Genomic DNA, 17766 nt, shown 5'->3' with positions numbered 1-17766 from the left:
ATGGCGATAGCAGAAGAATATATTAGACTTATTTTTGGCTTGAAAATCAAGCAAATACGTACAGAAAAGGATTTGTCTCTTTTTGGATTATCCAAATTAAGTGGATTGTCAAAGTCGTATCTCAACGAAATTGAAAAAGGAAAAAAATATCCAAAAACGGATAAGATCATCAAACTTGCAGAAACACTTGGGGTGCCTTATGATCAATTAGTTTCTCTTAAATTGGATAAAAATCTGGCTCCTATTGGAGAGATTTTACAGTCAGGTATTTTGGATGAAATTCCGTTGGAACTCTTCGGAATTCAGCAAAGTGATTTGATCGATATCATTGCAAATGCCCCATCAAAGGTAAATGCATTTATAAGTACGATCATAGAGATCGCTCAGCACTATAATATGAGTCGCGAAGGATTTTATCTGGCTTCTCTGCGTTCTTACCAAGAAGCGCATAATAACTTTTTTAAAGATTTAGAAGATAAAGTAATACGTTGTGCGAATACCTACCAACTAGATCTGACTGGTAAAATTGGATCGGCAGAACTAGAGGAGATACTGAAAGAAGAATATGGGTATAATATTAATGAATCCGGAATCCCCAAACAGGAGGAGCTGGATAACCTGAGATCTGTATTTGTGCCTTCGACCAAGACCTTATTGCTTTCGGATAGAGTAGATGAGGCTCAAAAGACGTTTATTTTTGCCAAAGAGCTAGGGTATCAATATTTGGAGATTACAGATCGCCCTTATACCTTTACCTGGATACGATATAATCATTTTGAAGAGGTGTTGCATAACTTTTATGCCTCTTATTTTGCAGGAGCTCTTATTTTGCCTAGACAACATTTAGGAGAGCAGCTTAAAGAATTGTTTTCTTCAGAAACTTTTTCTGAAAAGGCTTTTCATAAGATTATGAATCTTTACAATGCATCTCCGGAGTCTTTTTATCAGCGTTTGACTAATGTATTGCCTAAGGATTTTGGAATGCAAAATGTATTCTTTCTTAGGTTTACCCATAAAAAAGGTGTCGAAAAGTTCAATTTGGTAAAGGAGTTGCACATTACTCATCAGCAGCAACCCCATGCCAATGAAATTAACGAGCACTATTGTAGGCGATGGATGGCTATCAAAACTTTGCAACGTACTGCCAACGAAGATTTAGAATATACTTTTAACATCCAGATTTCTGATTATGCCGATACCGATCAGCAATATCTGGTTTTTACTTCAGCAACCAAAGATCCGTTTAGAAAAGACTATTATCGTAGCATTGGAATCGGTTTCTTGATTTCGTCAGCGTTAGAGAAAAAAATTAAGTTTGTTGGCGATTCAAAAATACCAAAGGTCAAAGTGGGGGTAACTTGCGAATCTTGTTCTCTTAAAGATTGTGATGTGCGTATGGCGCCACCTAAACGATTATTGATAAGAGAAAAACACAAAAAAACAGCCTCTTTGGTTCAAGATTTAGTGAAACAGTATTCGTAGAAGTTTTAGAGCGTATTATACTTTATATACAAACAAAACCCATTTTGAAACGTTCAAAATGGGTTTTTATATTTTATTAGCTGGCTCAGGAATTTTACTTCACAAGCGCTAAATAATTTTGTTGTCGCCGTGCGACTTACATCATTCCTGGCATACCTCCGCCCATTGGTGGCATTCCGCCTCCAGCAGGAGCATCCTCTTTGATGTCTGTTAATGCACACTCGGTAGTAAGGATCATTCCTGATACAGAAGCTGCATTTTCTAAAGCAACACGAGTTACTTTTTTAGGATCGATAATCCCAGCTTTTAGCATATCTACATACGCTTCAGATTTTGCATCGTATCCAAAATCATCTTTACCTTCCAAAACTTTAGAAATCACTACAGAACCTTCGCCTCCAGCATTTTCTACAATTGTTCTAAGAGGAGCTTCGATAGCACGGTTTACGATTTGCACACCAGTTACTTCGTCTGCGTTCTCAGTTTTTACCTTGTCTAATACCGCCTTAGCTCTTACTAGTGCAACACCACCTCCGGCAACAATTCCTTCTTCTACGGCAGCACGAGTAGCATGAAGTGCGTCATCTACACGGTCTTTCTTTTCTTTCATTTCTACTTCAGAAGCAGCACCAACATAAAGTACAGCAACACCTCCGGCTAACTTAGCCAAACGCTCTTGTAATTTTTCTTTATCGTAATCTGACGTAGTGGTCTCGATCTGAGCTTTGATTTGGTTCACTCTATTCTTGATCAATTCTTCTTCTCCAGCACCGTTTACTACAGTTGTATTATCTTTATCGATAGCTACTTTTTCTGCAGTTCCTAAGTGATCGATAGTTGCATTTTCTAAAGTAAATCCTCTTTCTTCAGAAATTACAGTACCACCAGTTAAGATAGCGATATCTTCAAGCATTGCTTTACGTCTGTCTCCAAAACCAGGGGCTTTTACAGCAGCAATTTTTAACGCCCCACGAAGCTTGTTTACTACTAGCGTTGCAAGAGCTTCTCCATCTACATCTTCTGCGATAATTAATAAAGGTTTTCCGGTTTGAGCTACTGGCTCAAGGATCGGTAATAAATCCTTCATTGCAGAGATCTTCTTGTCAAACAATAAGATGTATGGGCTTTCTAACTCGGTAGTCATCTTTTCGCTGTTGGTCACAAAGTAAGGAGAAAGGTATCCTCTGTCAAATTGCATTCCTTCAACGATATCAACGTGAGTTTCTGTTCCTTTAGCTTCTTCTACAGTGATGACTCCTTCTTTACCTACTTTTTCAAAAGCTTGAGCAATTAGGTCACCGATAGTTTCGTCGTTGTTAGCAGAAATGGCAGCTACTTGTTTGATTTTATCTGAAGAATCACCAACTTCTTTAGTTTGCTTTTCCAAATCAGCAGTAATAGCTTCAACAGCTTTGTCGATACCACGTTTTAGATCCATTGGGTTTGCACCCGCAGCAACGTTTTTAAGTCCTTCTTTTACGATAGCTTGTGCCAAAACGGTTGCTGTCGTAGTTCCGTCACCGGCAAGATCATTAGTTTTTGAGGCTACTTCTTTTACCATTTGCGCTCCCATATTTTCAAGAGCATCTTCTAATTCTACTTCTTTGGCTACAGAAACACCATCTTTGGTTACTGTAGGTGCTCCAAAAGACTTGCTTATAATTACATTACGACCTTTTGGTCCTAAAGTAACTTTTACTGCATTGGCCAATGCATCTACACCACGTTTTATACCGTCACGTGCTTCGATATCAAATTTTATATCTTTTGCCATAATGATTTATGTATTTTGAAATTGTCTGTCCCAACGGTCAAAGGCTGGAACTTTTGATTTGTTGTTTTTAAAGAATTGTTGCGAATTAAACAATAGCTAGAATATCATCCTCACGCATGATTAGATAATCTTTACCATCTAATTTTAATTCTGTACCAGCATATTTCCCATAAAGTACGGTGTCTCCAACTTTTACAGTCATTTCGTGGTCTTTTTTACCATTACCAACAGCGGCAACTTTACCTTTCTGTTGTTTTTCCTGAGCAGAGTCAGGAATAAATAGTCCTGATGCAGTTTGAGTTTCTGCAGGAAGTGGCTCAACAACCACACGGTCTGAAAGAGGTTTGATATTTACTCCCATTTTATGATTCGTTTTTTTATTATTAATTGAAATCTTCGTTGCTTATTTCAGAAATTATGCCAGTGGTTGGATACTGACAAATTGAAACAAAAAATGCCGACTGTATGACAAGTCGACATTTTTGTAGTTGTTTTTATGATCATGTTACTCTTGATCGTCATTGTCCGTTGCCGGAGTGACAGGAGCTTCTACTTGTACATCATCTGTATTTACTTTTGACTCCTGAGCGGTACCGGTACTCATCAAATCGATATTTGATAATAAAATCAATACCAATAATAGCGTGGCCAAGGTCCAGGTACTTTTATCCAAAAAGTCTGAAGTCTTTTTTACACCACCTAATTGCTGAGTTCCACCACCTCCGAAAGAAGATGATAAACCTCCTCCTTTAGGGTTTTGTACCATAATTACTACAACTAGTAAAAAAGATACAATAACGATTAGTATTAAAAAGATTGAAAACGTTGTCATTATATTGTTATTTATTTTCTTGTAATTTCTTGATCGCTCGAATTTGGTCTGCAAAGAAACCACTTTTTTCGGGATTTTTCAAAATTAATATGTTATAAGCTTGAATTGCTTTTTTATAGTTTTTTTGAGCCAGGTATACTCGGGCCAAAGTTTCTGTCATTAACTCATCTGTAGGGGTTTGATTTTCCTTTGCCAGATTACGGGTCGGACTATTTTTTGCAGCTGGTTGTATTTTGGGGTTGCTGGCAATGAACTCGTCGATAAGATCAAACTTTTCTTTCTGTTTTAGCGAATTATCTGATTTTTTTTCTTGCTCTTCAATAGGTAACTTCTCTTCCTGATCCTCTTCTGATCTTTCTATAGGCTGTACCGAGGTAAGTTTTAGCCATTCTGCAAACGAATGTGTTTCTTTTCTATTAAAATCAAGCGGCTTATCGATTTGTAGTTCATCTTCTTTGGTGTCGCTTGCTATTTCTTTCGGGTCCTGTTTTTCTTCCTCTTCCGTAATATGAATCTGTTGTAAGAGACTTTCTTCTTTTCTAGTAGAAAAAAGCGCAGGATCAAGCACGTCTTCTGCTTCTTCGATGTCCATTTTAATGGCATCATCCATCGCCATTCTAGGAAGTGTCTTTACCTCTTCATGGTCCACAACCTCGATATCAGATTTGCTCTTTTTTGATGTAGCGGTTTCTTCTTTTTTCTCTTGAAAAACGTCAGAAGTAATAAAATCAAAAAGTACCGTACGATCTGTAGTGTAGGCTGCGGTAGTTTTTAATTCCTGATTATAGGTAAAACTACCTTGTGCTTTCAGTGTTTTTAGTAGCAAAGGTCTTACTGCTTGAAAATAAGGGAACTCTCTAGAGATTTTTTCTAAATTCGAGATTTGTCCTTTGTTCAATTCTTCGGGATGTTGAAGCAAATATGTAAGCTCTTTGGTGTTCAATAGATACTTGTATAATTTGATAGATTACCACCTTGCTAAGGTAGCGTTAAACATATCTTGTGTGATTCTTTCGTAAATGATTTGTAAGGCTTCATCTCTAACTGCATTTTCAGATTGCGATGCCGGATAATCGAAAAAGAATGAAAAGCGTTGTTCCAAATCCTGAGTAGAATCTTTGGTGTCATAAAATCGCATATTCACCGCGATGGTCAATCGGTTTTGTGCTGCTGTGATATTCGAAGTAGCTGTGTTTGGAGCTACATAATCCTGTACAATTTCTCCTTCGTAAATAATATCTCCTCCTGAGGTCACCAAATCCAAATTAGTTTGGTTAAGAATCAGATCCTGTAACTGATTAGTAAATCGTTGATCGGCTCCGGGGAAAATCCTGGGCGATTGATTCTGAAAGAAGTTGACCTGAAACGTTTTGGTGTTTGGAGAGATGTTGGTACCGGTAAAAGAGTAAACCCCGCATCCCTGGCATAATGTGATTGCCAGTATAGCAATGATAATGTATTTTACTTTGCTCATTAATTATAAATTATGAGTTGTTTTGTTTAAACCCCTGTATCACTTACAGGTTGTATTGTTTGATTTTTCTATACAGCGTTCGCTCGCTAATCCCTAATTCTTCTGCAGCGGCTTTTCGTTTCCCTCGATGGCGCTCCAATGATTTTTTTATCAATTCTAATTCTTTATCCTGAAGGGATAAGGTTTCTTCTTCTTCAATTTCTTCGGCAAAGTGATATTTGTCTTCTTCTTTTATTATAGGAGGCGTTGGCGAAGAAATCTGCAACACTTCTGCGGCAGGAGTAACCGGTTCTTCAAAATGAACGTTCTTTTCTTCCTCGTCTTCGCGATAAATTTTTCGAATCAAACCTTCGTTGTCTTTTTGTACCTGTTGGGTGTTGCCACTCCGCATCAGCTCCATAGTCAACTTTTTAAGGTCATTAAGATCTCCTTTCATATCAAAAAGAACCTTGTACAAAATTTCTCGTTCGTTGCTAAAATCACTTTCTTTTTTGTCAGAAGAAATCACAGCAGGCAGGTTGCTTCCAATATTGGGTAAATAACTGTTTAAGGCTACTGCCGAGATCGTTCTGTTTTGTTCAAGGACTGAAATTTGCTCTGCAATGTTGCGCAATTGCCTGATGTTTCCGCTCCAATGATATTTTTCTAGCATGGCTACCGCATCATCTGCAAGCCTAATGGTTGGCATTTTGTATTTGGTGGCAAAGTCTGAAGCAAATTTTCTGAACAGAAGATGGATGTCGTCTTTTCTCTCTCGTAAAGGAGGTAGTAGAATTTCTACCGTACTTAAACGATAGTACAGATCTTCCCTGAATTTTCCTTTTTTGATGGCTTCAAACATATTTACATTGGTCGCTGCCACAATACGAACATCGGTCTTTTGTACTTTTGAAGACCCTACTTTGATGAATTCTCCGTTTTCGAGCACTCTCAAAAGTCTAACCTGAGTGGTTAATGGTAATTCACCGACTTCGTCCAAAAAGATCGTTCCTCCGCTGGCTACTTCAAAATATCCATTTCTGGTTTGCGTTGCCCCGGTAAAAGCACCTTTTTCGTGACCAAACAATTCACTGTCGATGGTTCCTTCTGGAATCGCACCGCAGTTTACAGCGATATATTTGCCATGTTTGCGATGCGATAATGAGTGTATGATTTTTGGAATACTTTCTTTACCCACTCCACTTTCTCCAGTTACCAGAACCGAAATATCGGTAGGAGCCACCTGAATGGCTTTTTCTACCGCACGATTTAGTTTAGGGTCGTTACCTATAATTCCAAATCTTTGTTTTATGGCTTGAACAGATTCCATTCGGTTTATATTACTTGGTTTTAAGTTGTTTTATTTAGTTGTTGTCAGAGTACCCAACAGCATCACCCAAGAGGGTGGCACTCGTGCATTCATTAATTTTGACCATTACAAAATCTCCTATTTTGTAATCTCCTTTTGGGAATACTGCTACGGTGTTCTGAGTAGTTCTACCACTCCAGTGTGCATCCGATTTTTTTGAGGCTTTCTCGATCAAAACTTCTACGGTTTGCCCCACAAAACTTTGATGTCTGTATGCGCTGTGTTTGCGTTGTGCCTCAATAATCTCTGCCAAACGTCTTTTCTTTACCGGCTCAGGAATATCATCTTCCATTTTACGTGCAGCCAGTGTTCCAGGTCGTTCCGAATAAGCAAACATAAAACCATAATCGTATTTTACATATTCCATAAGAGATAAGGTGTCTTTATGGTCATCTTCGGTTTCTGTTGGGAACCCGGTAATAATATCTTGCGAGATCGCACAATCCGGAATGATACGTTTGATATTGTCGATAAGATCAAAATATTCCTGTCGGGTATGTAATCTGTTCATTTCCTTCAGGATCCGATCACTACCGCTTTGGATAGGAAGGTGAATATATTTACAGATGTTTTTGTGTTTTGCCATTACTTCAATTACATCCAATGTCATGTCTTGAGGATTAGAAGTGGTAAAACGCAATCTTAGTTTAGGATGTTTTTCGGCAACCATATCCAATAACTTTGCAAAATTTACGGCAGTTGCTTTTTGAAAATCGCTGGCTTTTTCAAAATCTTTCTTCAATCCTCCACCGTACCATAGGTAGCTATCTACGTTTTGTCCCAATAAGGTAATTTCCTTAAAATTTTGAGTTGCCAATTCGTTAATTTCTTCCATGATACTTTGTGGATCACGACTACGTTCTCTTCCTCTGGTAAACGGAACTACACAGAAGGTACACATGTTATCACATCCTCTTGTGATTGATACAAAGGCAGAAACCCCATTGCTTTGCAATCTCACTGGAGAAATATCTCCATAGGTTTCTTCTTTAGAAAGGATGACATTTACGGCATTACGACCTGCGTCGACTTCTTCGATAAGATTAGGTAGATCTTTATATGCGTCCGGACCCACTACGAGATCCACAATTTTTTCTTCTTCAAGAAACTTACTTTTAAGACGCTCTGCCATACAGCCAAGAACTCCTACTTTCATTCCTGGATTGATTTTTTTTACGGCATTATATTTTTCTAGACGTTTTCTTACAGTTTGTTCTGCCTTTTCGCGAATAGAGCAAGTGTTGACCAATACTAGGTCAGCATCTTCTAGATTTTGTGTGGTATTAAATCCTTCTTTAGCCAAAATAGAAGCTACTATTTCGCTATCGCTAAAATTCATTTGACAACCATAGCTTTCGATAAAAAGCTTTCGTTGGTTTTCCTTCTCCTGGTCTAGAACAAGAGGTTGTCCTTGTTTATTTTCATCTATAATCTTCTCCATACAAATATTCCTTAACGAATTGAGGCAAATAATGTGCAAAGATACTTTTTAATACGATTTATGACAAAGTGGCAGGGTTTTATTTTTAAAAAATATATATTTGAGAAGTCCAACCAAAAATAAACACTATGCAAGCCAATAAACTTTTTGGAAAAATAGAAAATAGCAAATCCCCAGATTTTGGAGATATATTTAATAAGAGTATCGAGTTATTCAAAAAAGTCTGGTTACAAGGATTCATTCATTTACTGATATCCACTGTCATTGTTTTACCTTTAATTTTTGTCATGTATATTCCTATAATTGCATTAGCGGGATTGGCAGGATATGAGGGTGGTTATTCGGAGTATGGAGATCCTGGATATGGTCACGAAGAGCTGTCTATTGGAATAATGATTTTATTTATTATTCTGGTCTTGGTAGTATCTATTATTGCATCAGCTTTTCAGTTAGGGATCACTGCTCACTTCTATAAAGTTTGCAAACAAGCTGATTTGGGTGAACTGGAAAGCTCAAAATATTTCATGTTTTTTAAAGGAAAGTATTTAATCAAAATATTTACACTGGCCATTGCTACGTTTGGGATTGCTTTATTGGCTACCTTATTATGTTATCTTCCTCTTTTTTATGTGATTGTGCCTTTGCAGTTACTAGGAGTGATATTTGCTTTCAACCCGGACCTAAGTACTTCGGATTTGATCAAGGCCAGTTTTAAATTAGGAAACAAAGTTTGGCTGATTGCATTTGGACTTATTATTATTTCGTCGATTCTGGCTCAATTTGTTGGTTTTCTCTTGTGTTTGGTGGGAGTGTTTTTTACAGCTTCTTTTGTGTATATGCCTGTGTATTATTTGTATAAAGACACGGTAGGTTTTGATGATGATGAGGAAGAGCAAGACAATACACTGTTTGTAAAATAAAAGCGATCGGCTGTTATTTTTACAGCTTATTTTTAAACTAATTTTTTGATAAACAATCTTGATATCATTTTTTTGATATACTTTTGTGGTCTGAAATTAAAGGATTATGGCTAAGAATTTAGTGATTGTAGAGTCGCCTGCCAAGGCCAAAACTATAGAAAAATTTCTCGGAAAAGATTATACTGTCGAATCTAGTTTTGGGCATATTGCGGATTTGCCTGCCAAAGAATTAGGGGTCGATGTTGATGGAGATTTTACTCCTAAATATATAGTGTCTAAAGACAAGAAAGATGTCGTAAAGAAACTAAAGGATCTATCCATGAAAGCTGAAATGGTTTGGCTAGCAAGTGATGAGGACCGAGAAGGAGAGGCTATTGCATGGCACCTTGCAGAAACACTAAAATTAGACAAAGCGAAAACACGTAGAATTGTATTTCATGAGATTACTAAAAATGCAATTTTAAAAGCTATAGAAAATCCTAGAACCATCGATTATAATCTGGTAAACGCCCAACAGGCAAGACGTGTTTTGGATCGATTGGTGGGATACGAATTATCTCCAGTGTTATGGCGTAAGGTAAAAGGAGGATTGTCTGCAGGTAGAGTACAATCAGTATCTGTACGATTAATTGTAGAACGCGAAAGAGAGATCACTAGCTTTAATCCAGAGGCATCCTACAGAATCGATGCAGAATTTTCTAACGAAAGTGGAAAATCGTTTAAAGCTAAACTTCCTAAGAATTTTAAGACCAAAGAAGAAGCAGAAGCGTTTCTTCAAAAAAATATAGGAGCTACTTTCAAGGTTGGAGAATTGACAAAAAAGCCAGCCAAAAAATCGCCAGCGCCACCTTTTACAACTTCTACATTGCAGCAAGAGGCATCTCGTAAATTATATTTCTCGGTAAGCAGAACCATGACCATGGCGCAGCGATTGTATGAGGCCGGTTTGATTACCTATATGAGAACAGATAGTGTCAATCTTTCTACTGAAGCACAAAACGGAGCTAAAGCTGAGATTGTTTCAGCTTATGGAGAGGAGTATAGTAAACCAAGACAATATAAAGGAAAAGCCAAAGGGGCTCAAGAAGCTCACGAAGCGATTCGTCCTACGGATTTTTCGAGACATACGGTAAATGTAGATTATGATCAACAACGATTATATGAGTTGATCTGGAAACGTGCAATTGCTTCGCAAATGAGCGATGCTCAATTGGAAAGAACTAATGTGAGAATTGAGGCAAATACGCATAATGAGCATTTTACCGCAAATGGAGAGATGATCAAATTTGAAGGTTTCTTGAAAGTGTATCTGGAAGGTAATGATGATGAAGATGAAGAGCAAAAAGGAATTTTGCCTCAGATGAAAGTCAATGAGACTTTATATAATGCATATATTTCAGCAACCGAAAGATTTACTCGTCCGCCAAGTCGATATACCGAAGCATCTCTGGTAAAAAAATTAGAAGAGCTAGGAATAGGAAGACCTTCTACTTACGCACCAACGATTTCTACTATTCAGAATAGAAACTATGTAGAGAAAGGAGCCAAGGAAGGAGAGTTAAGGCCGTATGTGCAACTTATGTTGTCTGGAGATACTGTAAAAGAAAATAAGTTATCCGAAAAAGTAGGAAGTGATAAAGGGAAATTGATCCCTACCGATGTAGGAGTTGTGGTAAATGACTTTTTGGTAAATCATTTCTCTGCGATTCTGGATTATAACTTTACTGCAAAGGTAGAGCAAGATTTTGATGAGATTGCCGAAGGTCAGGAAGACTGGACACATGTGATGAAAGAGTTTTATGAAGAATTTCATCCCAGAGTAGAAGATGTTGCGCAAAATGCAGAAAGAGAAGTGGGAGAGCGCATCCTTGGAGAGGATCCGGCTTCAGGGAAGGTAGTGAGTGTGCGATTAGGGAAATTTGGTCCTATGGTACAAATCGGAACTGCCGATGATGAAGATAAACCGAAATTTGCAAGTTTACCACCTGGACAAACTTTAAGTAGCATTACTTTTGAAGAAGCGATGGACTTGTTCCAATTGCCAAAAGAGTTGGGTAATTATAAAGGAGAAACTATCGTTGTAAATAATGGTAGGTTTGGACCTTATGTTCGTTTTGGAGATAAGTTTGTTTCCTTGCCTAAAGGAGAGGATCCACTAGAGGTTAATCTGGATAGGGCAATTGTGCTTATCGATGAGAAAGAAAAAGCAGACGCTCCTATATATACATATGAAAATCTACCAGTTCAAAAAGGGAAAGGAAGATTTGGTCCGTTCCTGAAATGGAACAATATGTTTATCAATGTGAGTAAAAAGTATGATTTCGATAATCTTACTGATGAAGAAATTGTACATCTTATCGAAGAAAAGAAACAAAAGGAGATCGATAAGGTAATTCATAATTGGGAAGAAGAAGGTATTCGTGTAGAAAAAGCAAGGTGGGGTAGAAGTAATATCATCCAAGGAAAAATCAAAATTGAGTTGCCTAAGACCGTGGATGCTACCAAATTGACCTTGGATAAAGTAAAAGATCTTATCGAAAAGAATGCTCCCAAGAAAAAGACAACCAAGAAGAAAACAACTGCCAAAAAGAAAACGACTACCAAAAAGAAATAAATAATGTCTTTCGAATTTCTTGCTCCTGTTAGTGATTTAGTTGCTGCGCATACCAAATTGCTCTCCGAACATGCTTTAGGAAAAAAAATAAAAATTCATACTGTCGACCAAGGAGTGCCAGATCTCAAAAAGGTGGATATTGCCTTGTTGGGCGTAAGAGAAAATCGTAATGATGTTGATTTTTTAGGAGAGAAGCTAAATTTTGATACCGTCCGTAAATCGTTTTACGAGTTGTACCCGGGAAATTGGAGTGCTAATATTGTGGATCTGGGAGATGTAACTCCGGGAAACGAAGTGAGTGATACTTATTATTTGGTTCAGGAGGTGTTATCTGCATTATTACAAAAAAACATCATTCCTATTATTATAGGAGGAAGCCAGGATTTGGTATATGCGCAATATCGTTCTTTTGATATTTTAGAACGTATGGTAAATCTGGTTAATGTGGATAGTAGATTTGATCTGGGGAATTCTTCGCAACCGATCTCAAACAAATCTTTTGTAGGTAAGATTATAGTAGAGCAACCCTATAATCTTTTTAATTATAGCAATATAGGGTATCAAACCTATTTTAATCCTCAAGAAGAAATCGATTTGATCGAAAAGTTATATTTTGATGCATATCGATTAGGAGAAGTGATTTCAGATATTACTATTGTAGAACCTATTATGAGGGATGCTGATATCGTAGCGTTAGATTTGGGAGTTTTAAATTCGACAAGTCTACAGGGGAGTATTTCGTCTCCAAATGGTTTTGATGGTAGGGAGATATGTGCTATAGCGCGTTATGCGGGGATCAGTGATAAAGTAAAAAGTTTTGGAATTTATGAATTCAAGAACTTTAAGAACGAAGAAACGGCTGCTCTATTGATTGCCCAAATGATATGGTATTTTGTAGAAGGGGTGAATTACAGGTCCAACGAATTAGATGTGAAAAATTTGAAGAGTACATTGCATTATAATGTACCTATAGAAGATGAAATTTTATCATTTTATAAAAGTGCAAAAACCGGAAGATGGTGGATAGAAATACCATTTATTTCATCTGGTAATAATAAATTGGAAAGACATACGTTATTACCTTGCACATACAACGATTATGAGCGTGCTTGTAATCAAGAAATACCTGAAAGATGGTATAAGGCAAAACGAAAAAACGAAGTTTAACATTTTTATTAGGCAGATTTAAGGTTTTTTTTAGAAAAAAATTGTTTTTCTGAAAATAAATAAATAGGTTTACGTCCTTAAATCTAGAAGATCTTAACCTAAAACACGTTATGAAGAAATTTGTATCACTCTTTGCTATTGTAGCAATGCTCTATAGTTGTGGTCGAGGAAACCGAGGAGAACTGGTTGGAGCGCAAGGGAAAAAATGGCACCCAGAAAAGCCTTACGGAATGGCCCTAATTCCAGGAGGTTCTTTTATTATGGGTAAGTCAGATGATGACAAAGCGGCGTTAGCAAACGCACCAACAAAGATGGTTACCGTTCGTTCCTTCTACATGGACGAGACCGAAATTACCAATAGTGAGTATCGTCAATTTGTGAACTGGGTTCGAGATTCTATTATCCGAACACGACTGGCAATTATGGCCGATGATCTTGGTAAAGTACCAGAAGATGAAGGTATCGGAGAATTTGCATTCTTGGATGCAGATACTACTGATATGACTCCGTACGAAAAATATATGTACGAAAACTACAGCGGTATCGGAGAAACTGGTTACGAAGGAAGAAAACTGAACAAAGACGTAGATATTGTTTGGGATATTGAAGATTATCCTGATGAGTTTTACGCTGAGGTTATGGATACCATGTACATCCCATTAGAAGAATCTTATAATGGAAGACGTACACTAGATGTAAGTAAATACGAATTTAGATTTACCTGGATGGATATCGAAGCTGCGGCAAGAGCTAGACTAGGTGGACGAAAAGAGTTCGTAAAAGAAGAAGTGATCAAAGTATATCCAGATACAACAGTTTGGATCAAGGATTTTACTTATTCATATAATGAGCCTATGCATAATGATTATTTCTGGCATAGTGCTTACGACGATTACCCTGTAGTAGGTGTTTCTTGGGAACAAGCAAAGGCCTTCTGTAGATGGAGAACTATCGAGAAAAATACATTTCAAAAGAAAAAAGGTAAGGAGTTTGTAAATTACTTCAGACTTCCTACTGAAGCAGAATGGGAATATGCGGCTCGCGGAGGTTTAGAGTCTGCAACCTACCCTTGGGGTGGCCCTTATGCTTTAAATGACAGAGGTTGTTTCCTTGCTAATTTCAAGCCTCTTAGAGGAAATTATGCTGCCGACAACTTTTTATATACTGTAGAAGCCAAAACGTTTGACCCAAACGATTACAACCTGTATAATATGGCAGGAAATGTTTCTGAGTGGGTGCAGTCTTCTTATGATCCTTCTGCATATGAGTTTGTTTCGTCTATGAACCCGAATGTTAATGATTCAGAGAATAAACGTAAAGTTGTTCGTGGTGGTTCATGGAAAGATGTTGCTTACTTCCTACAGGTAAGTACCAGAGATTACGAATATGCGGATTCAGCAAGAAGTTATATTGGATTCAGAACTGTTCAGGACTACATGGGTACTGACGCTACTGGAGAAGATAACACTGTGAATCAGAAATAGTCCCAAAATTTTCTATCAACTTAATTACTAACCCTTTTTTTAAAATTTAGATTTAAAAAACAAAACACATTTTATTATGGCAAATTCAAAAGCAAGCAAAAAGTTAATGAACATGGTATACGGTCTAGGAGCGGCCGTTGTAATTCTCGGTGCACTTTTTAAGATTATGCACTGGCCATTCGGTAACCAAATGCTTATCATTGGTCTTATTACAGAGGCATTCGTATTTACTGTTTCTGCATTCGAACCAGTAGACGACGAACTAGACTGGTCTCTTGTATATCCAGAATTAGCTGGAGGACAAAAGAAAGATAAGAAACAAAAAGAGGAAACTCCAGAAGGTTTATTATCTAAGAAATTAGACGAAATGCTTAAAGAAGCTAGAGTAGATTCTAGTTTGATGAGTAGCTTAGGAGAAAGCATCCGTAACTTCGAAGGTGCTGCAAAAAACATCTCTCCTACTGTAGATGCTATCCAAGGAACTAAGAAATATAGCGAAGAGATGGCTACTGCTGCTTCTCACCTTGAGTCATTAAATAGCCTTTACAAGGTACAATTAGAATCTTCTGCGAAGCAAGCTGAAGCTAATGAGCAAATTGCAGCAAATGCACAGCAATTAAAGCAACAAATGGAGAATCTTGCTACGAACCTTTCTTCTCTAAACGGAGTATATGGTGGTATGTTAACTGCAATGAACAGAGGTTAACATTAAATAGTTGAGTATAATTATATAACTACCAAAATCTAAGAAGAATATGGCAGGAGGAAAATTGTCCCCACGGCAAAAGATGATTAACCTGATGTACTTGGTTTTCATCGCAATGATGGCACTAAACATGTCAAAAGAAGTATTATCAGCATTCGGATTAATGAACGAAAAGTTAACCGAGTCTAATACCATAGCAACAGAGCGTAATACTGCATTTATGGCTGGTTTGGCCGAAAAAGTTTCGGAGCAACCAGAAAAGTATACACCTCTTAAAGAAAAAGCAGATCAAATTAGTGCGCTTTCTAACGAATTCAATACTTATATTGATCAGTTGAAAGCTGAAATCACTGAAGGATTAAGTGATCCTACAGATTATGAGACTATGGATAAGTCTTTAACTTTGGATCAAAAATTCTTTGAAGGAGGAAAAACTACTGCAGCTGCGCAAGAATTTATAGATAACATATCTAAATATCGTGACGGTGTTTCTGCAGCTATCAAAGAAGTAAAAGAGGTAGATGCAGCTGTTGCTGCCGATGTTGAGAAAACGTTTGCAACAGGAGATGTTAAAGACAGATCTGGAGTTTCTAAGAAGTGGTTAAACTACAACTTTGAAGGATTTCCATTGGTAGCTTCATTAACAAAGCTAACACAAATGCAAGCTGATGTTAAGACTACAGAAAGTAAAGTGCTTTCTGCACTATTAGCAGGTCAGCAAGCGTCAGAATTATCATTTAGTAATTATGAAGCAATTGTTGTTCCAGACAAAACGGCTTTCTTTAGCGGTGAGAACTTCAAAGGAAGAATTGTTTTAGGACGTTTTGATGCTACTTTAAAACCTACAAAAGTAGAAGTAAACGGAAGAGAGCAAACCAAAGTTGAGAACGGACAAATTATGTTAGATTTCCCTGCAGGAAACGTAGGAGAAAGAGACGTAAAAGGAGAGCTTCAGTTTAAAGAAGGAGATTCTGTAGTAAGCATTCCTATCAAAAGTTCTTATGCAGTAATTCCTAAGCCTAACTCGGCGGTAATTTCTGCAGATAAGATGAATGTTGTATATCGTGGTGTAAACAACCCAATGACGATCTCTATCCCAGGTGTACCTAATGTAAATGCATCGGCTACTGGATTGAAAAAAGTTGGAGGAGCTGGTAAATACATGATGAATGTAACTTCAGTAAAAGGACGTGAAGTAAGTATCAAGGTAAGCGGTAAATTACCAAACGGTACTACGGTAAGCGATAGTAAGAAATTTAGAATTAAAGATATTCCTAGACCAGTTGGAACTGTACGTGGAGAAGACGGTGCAATAAAAATGGCTAGAAATGCGTTACAAATATCGTCTATCGGTGCAATCTTACCAGACTTTGATTTTGATATCAAACTGAAAGTAACTGGATTTAAATTTAAGGTAGAAGGTCAGCCAACAGTAAGTGTGCGTGGTGGTAGATTAGATTCTAAAGCGAAGTCTGCATTACGTAAGGCAAAAAGAGGATCTTCTGTGCAGATTATTGATATAAAAGCGCAGTTAACTACAAACGCTGGATATAGATTGAAGAAAATATCTCCGGTAATTGTTGAGTTAACTAACTAAAATAAACTTAAGAGTTATGAATTTGAAAAACTTAGTATTAACCGTTCTTGGCTTGGTTGTTTGTCATCTTTCGTATGGTCAGGCTAATGTGTTGAATGCTTCAGAGCCTGCAGATATAGGAAAGAAGACACAAGAACAGATCCTTTATGATAATGATCATCCACTAGAGTATGGTTACGTTGATAAACGTGATGTTTTATGGGCTAAGACTACTTGGGAAACTATAGATCTTGATGAAAGAATTAACTTCCCGTTATATTATCCTATAGATACTAATAATATTGGTGCTAATCGTCGTTCGCTATACGATGTATTGGTAACAAATATTAGAAACGGTAAGGTTAAGAATATTTATTCAGATTCATATTTTACAGAAACCCGTACATTCGAAGACTTGCAGTCTACAATGTCTAAAATTGATACTACGGATTTAGGATATGAGCAGTATAATGCAGGTGAGCAGGTAGATCCTCAATATATTAATAGAAGGGATATTACTTCAGCCGATATTGCAGAATATAAAATCAGAGGATATTGGTATTTTGATAAGCGCCAAGGTGAATTGAGATATAGATTACTTGGATTAGCTCCAGTAGCTCCCGATGTAAACTTTATTGATGACGATGAGCCGGATATGGTAGCTTTGTTTTGGGTGTGGTATCCAGATGTAAGAGAAATTCTTCATAATACTTCTTCTTTCAATAGAAGAAACACATCGATGCCGTTTACTCTTGATCATATTTTAAATGCGAGACGATTTAATTCAATTATATACAAGGAAGATAATGAACAAGGTGACCGCGAGATTAAGGATTATATCGTGGATAATGCCCTGATGCAACTTCTGGAAAGTGAACGAATTAAAGAGAGTATTAGAAATTTCGAACTAGATATGTGGTCTTATTAAAAGTCACTTTATCTAAGAGA

General features: G+C 37.2%; 15 protein-coding genes. 8 read left to right on the top strand and 7 right to left on the bottom strand.

What is annotated here, in order from left to right; translation table 11 throughout:
• Positions 1-1482, top strand: coding sequence for a helix-turn-helix domain-containing protein (locus BUE24_RS18690; protein WP_073319447.1), 1482 nt, complete (start codon positions 1-3; stop codon positions 1480-1482).
• A gap of 136 nt (positions 1483-1618) precedes the next feature.
• On the opposite strand, the gene groL is transcribed toward BUE24_RS18690, so the two are convergent.
• The 7 genes from groL to miaB form a co-directional block, all read right to left on the bottom strand.
• Positions 1619-3256, bottom strand: a complete 1638-nt coding sequence (groL, locus tag BUE24_RS18685) for a chaperonin GroEL (protein ID WP_073319444.1) — start codon at positions 3254-3256, stop codon at positions 1619-1621.
• Positions 3257-3341: 85 nt separating this feature from the next.
• Entirely contained in the window at positions 3342-3617 is a 276-nt protein-coding gene (locus BUE24_RS18680; protein ID WP_073319441.1) for a co-chaperone GroES, read from the bottom strand.
• 144 nt (positions 3618-3761) lie between these two features.
• Entirely contained in the window at positions 3762-4088 is a 327-nt protein-coding gene (secG, locus tag BUE24_RS18675) for a preprotein translocase subunit SecG (RefSeq protein WP_073319438.1), read from the bottom strand.
• A 7-nt stretch (positions 4089-4095) separates the two neighbouring features.
• On the bottom strand, positions 4096-5031 hold the full coding sequence (locus tag BUE24_RS18670; RefSeq protein ID WP_073319435.1) for a hypothetical protein: 936 nt from the start codon (positions 5029-5031) through the stop codon (positions 4096-4098).
• 24 nt (positions 5032-5055) lie between these two features.
• Positions 5056-5562: an LptE family protein gene (locus BUE24_RS18665; RefSeq protein ID WP_073319433.1), complete on the bottom strand. Its 507-nt coding sequence runs from the start codon at positions 5560-5562 to the stop codon at positions 5056-5058.
• 43 nt (positions 5563-5605) lie between these two features.
• Complete coding sequence (locus tag BUE24_RS18660; protein WP_073319430.1) at positions 5606-6871, bottom strand: sigma-54 interaction domain-containing protein; 1266 nt, start codon at positions 6869-6871, stop codon at positions 5606-5608.
• Between the two features lie 34 nt (positions 6872-6905).
• Entirely contained in the window at positions 6906-8351 is a 1446-nt protein-coding gene (miaB, locus tag BUE24_RS18655; RefSeq protein ID WP_073319427.1) for a tRNA (N6-isopentenyl adenosine(37)-C2)-methylthiotransferase MiaB, read from the bottom strand.
• 128 nt (positions 8352-8479) lie between these two features.
• Here miaB and BUE24_RS18650 point away from each other — a divergent pair, with 128 nt between their 5' ends.
• The 7 genes from BUE24_RS18650 to porN all read left to right on the top strand — a co-directional run bounded on the left by BUE24_RS18650 (position 8480) and on the right by porN (position 17746).
• The gene (locus tag BUE24_RS18650) at positions 8480-9271 is read left to right on the top strand and encodes a hypothetical protein (protein ID WP_073319424.1); all 792 of its coding nucleotides are present in this window, start codon (positions 8480-8482) and stop codon (positions 9269-9271) included.
• A gap of 106 nt (positions 9272-9377) precedes the next feature.
• Entirely contained in the window at positions 9378-11885 is a 2508-nt protein-coding gene (gene topA, locus BUE24_RS18645; RefSeq protein ID WP_073319421.1) for a type I DNA topoisomerase, read from the top strand.
• Positions 11886-11888: 3 nt separating this feature from the next.
• A complete protein-coding gene (locus BUE24_RS18640; RefSeq protein ID WP_073319416.1) occupies positions 11889-13052 on the top strand; it encodes a formimidoylglutamase in 1164 nt (387 codons plus the stop codon).
• 110 nt (positions 13053-13162) lie between these two features.
• Positions 13163-14536, top strand: a complete 1374-nt coding sequence (porK, locus tag BUE24_RS18635; protein ID WP_073319413.1) for a T9SS ring complex lipoprotein PorK/GldK — start codon at positions 13163-13165, stop codon at positions 14534-14536.
• 76 nt (positions 14537-14612) lie between these two features.
• Complete coding sequence (gene porL / locus BUE24_RS18630) at positions 14613-15242, top strand: type IX secretion system motor protein PorL/GldL (RefSeq protein WP_073319410.1); 630 nt, start codon at positions 14613-14615, stop codon at positions 15240-15242.
• Between the two features lie 49 nt (positions 15243-15291).
• Entirely contained in the window at positions 15292-16839 is a 1548-nt protein-coding gene (gene porM, locus BUE24_RS18625) for a type IX secretion system motor protein PorM/GldM (protein WP_073319407.1), read from the top strand.
• 16 nt (positions 16840-16855) lie between these two features.
• Positions 16856-17746 carry a type IX secretion system ring subunit PorN/GldN gene (porN, locus tag BUE24_RS18620; protein WP_073319404.1) on the top strand — a complete coding sequence of 297 codons (891 nt, stop codon included), beginning with the start codon at positions 16856-16858 and terminating at the stop codon, positions 17744-17746.
• The last annotated feature ends 20 nt before the right edge of the window (positions 17747-17766 follow it).

It is taken from the genome of Aquimarina spongiae (genome assembly GCF_900141785.1).
Taxonomy (GTDB): Bacteria; Bacteroidota; Bacteroidia; order Flavobacteriales; family Flavobacteriaceae; genus Aquimarina; species Aquimarina spongiae.
This window is presented reverse-complemented; position numbering and strand designations above follow the sequence as displayed.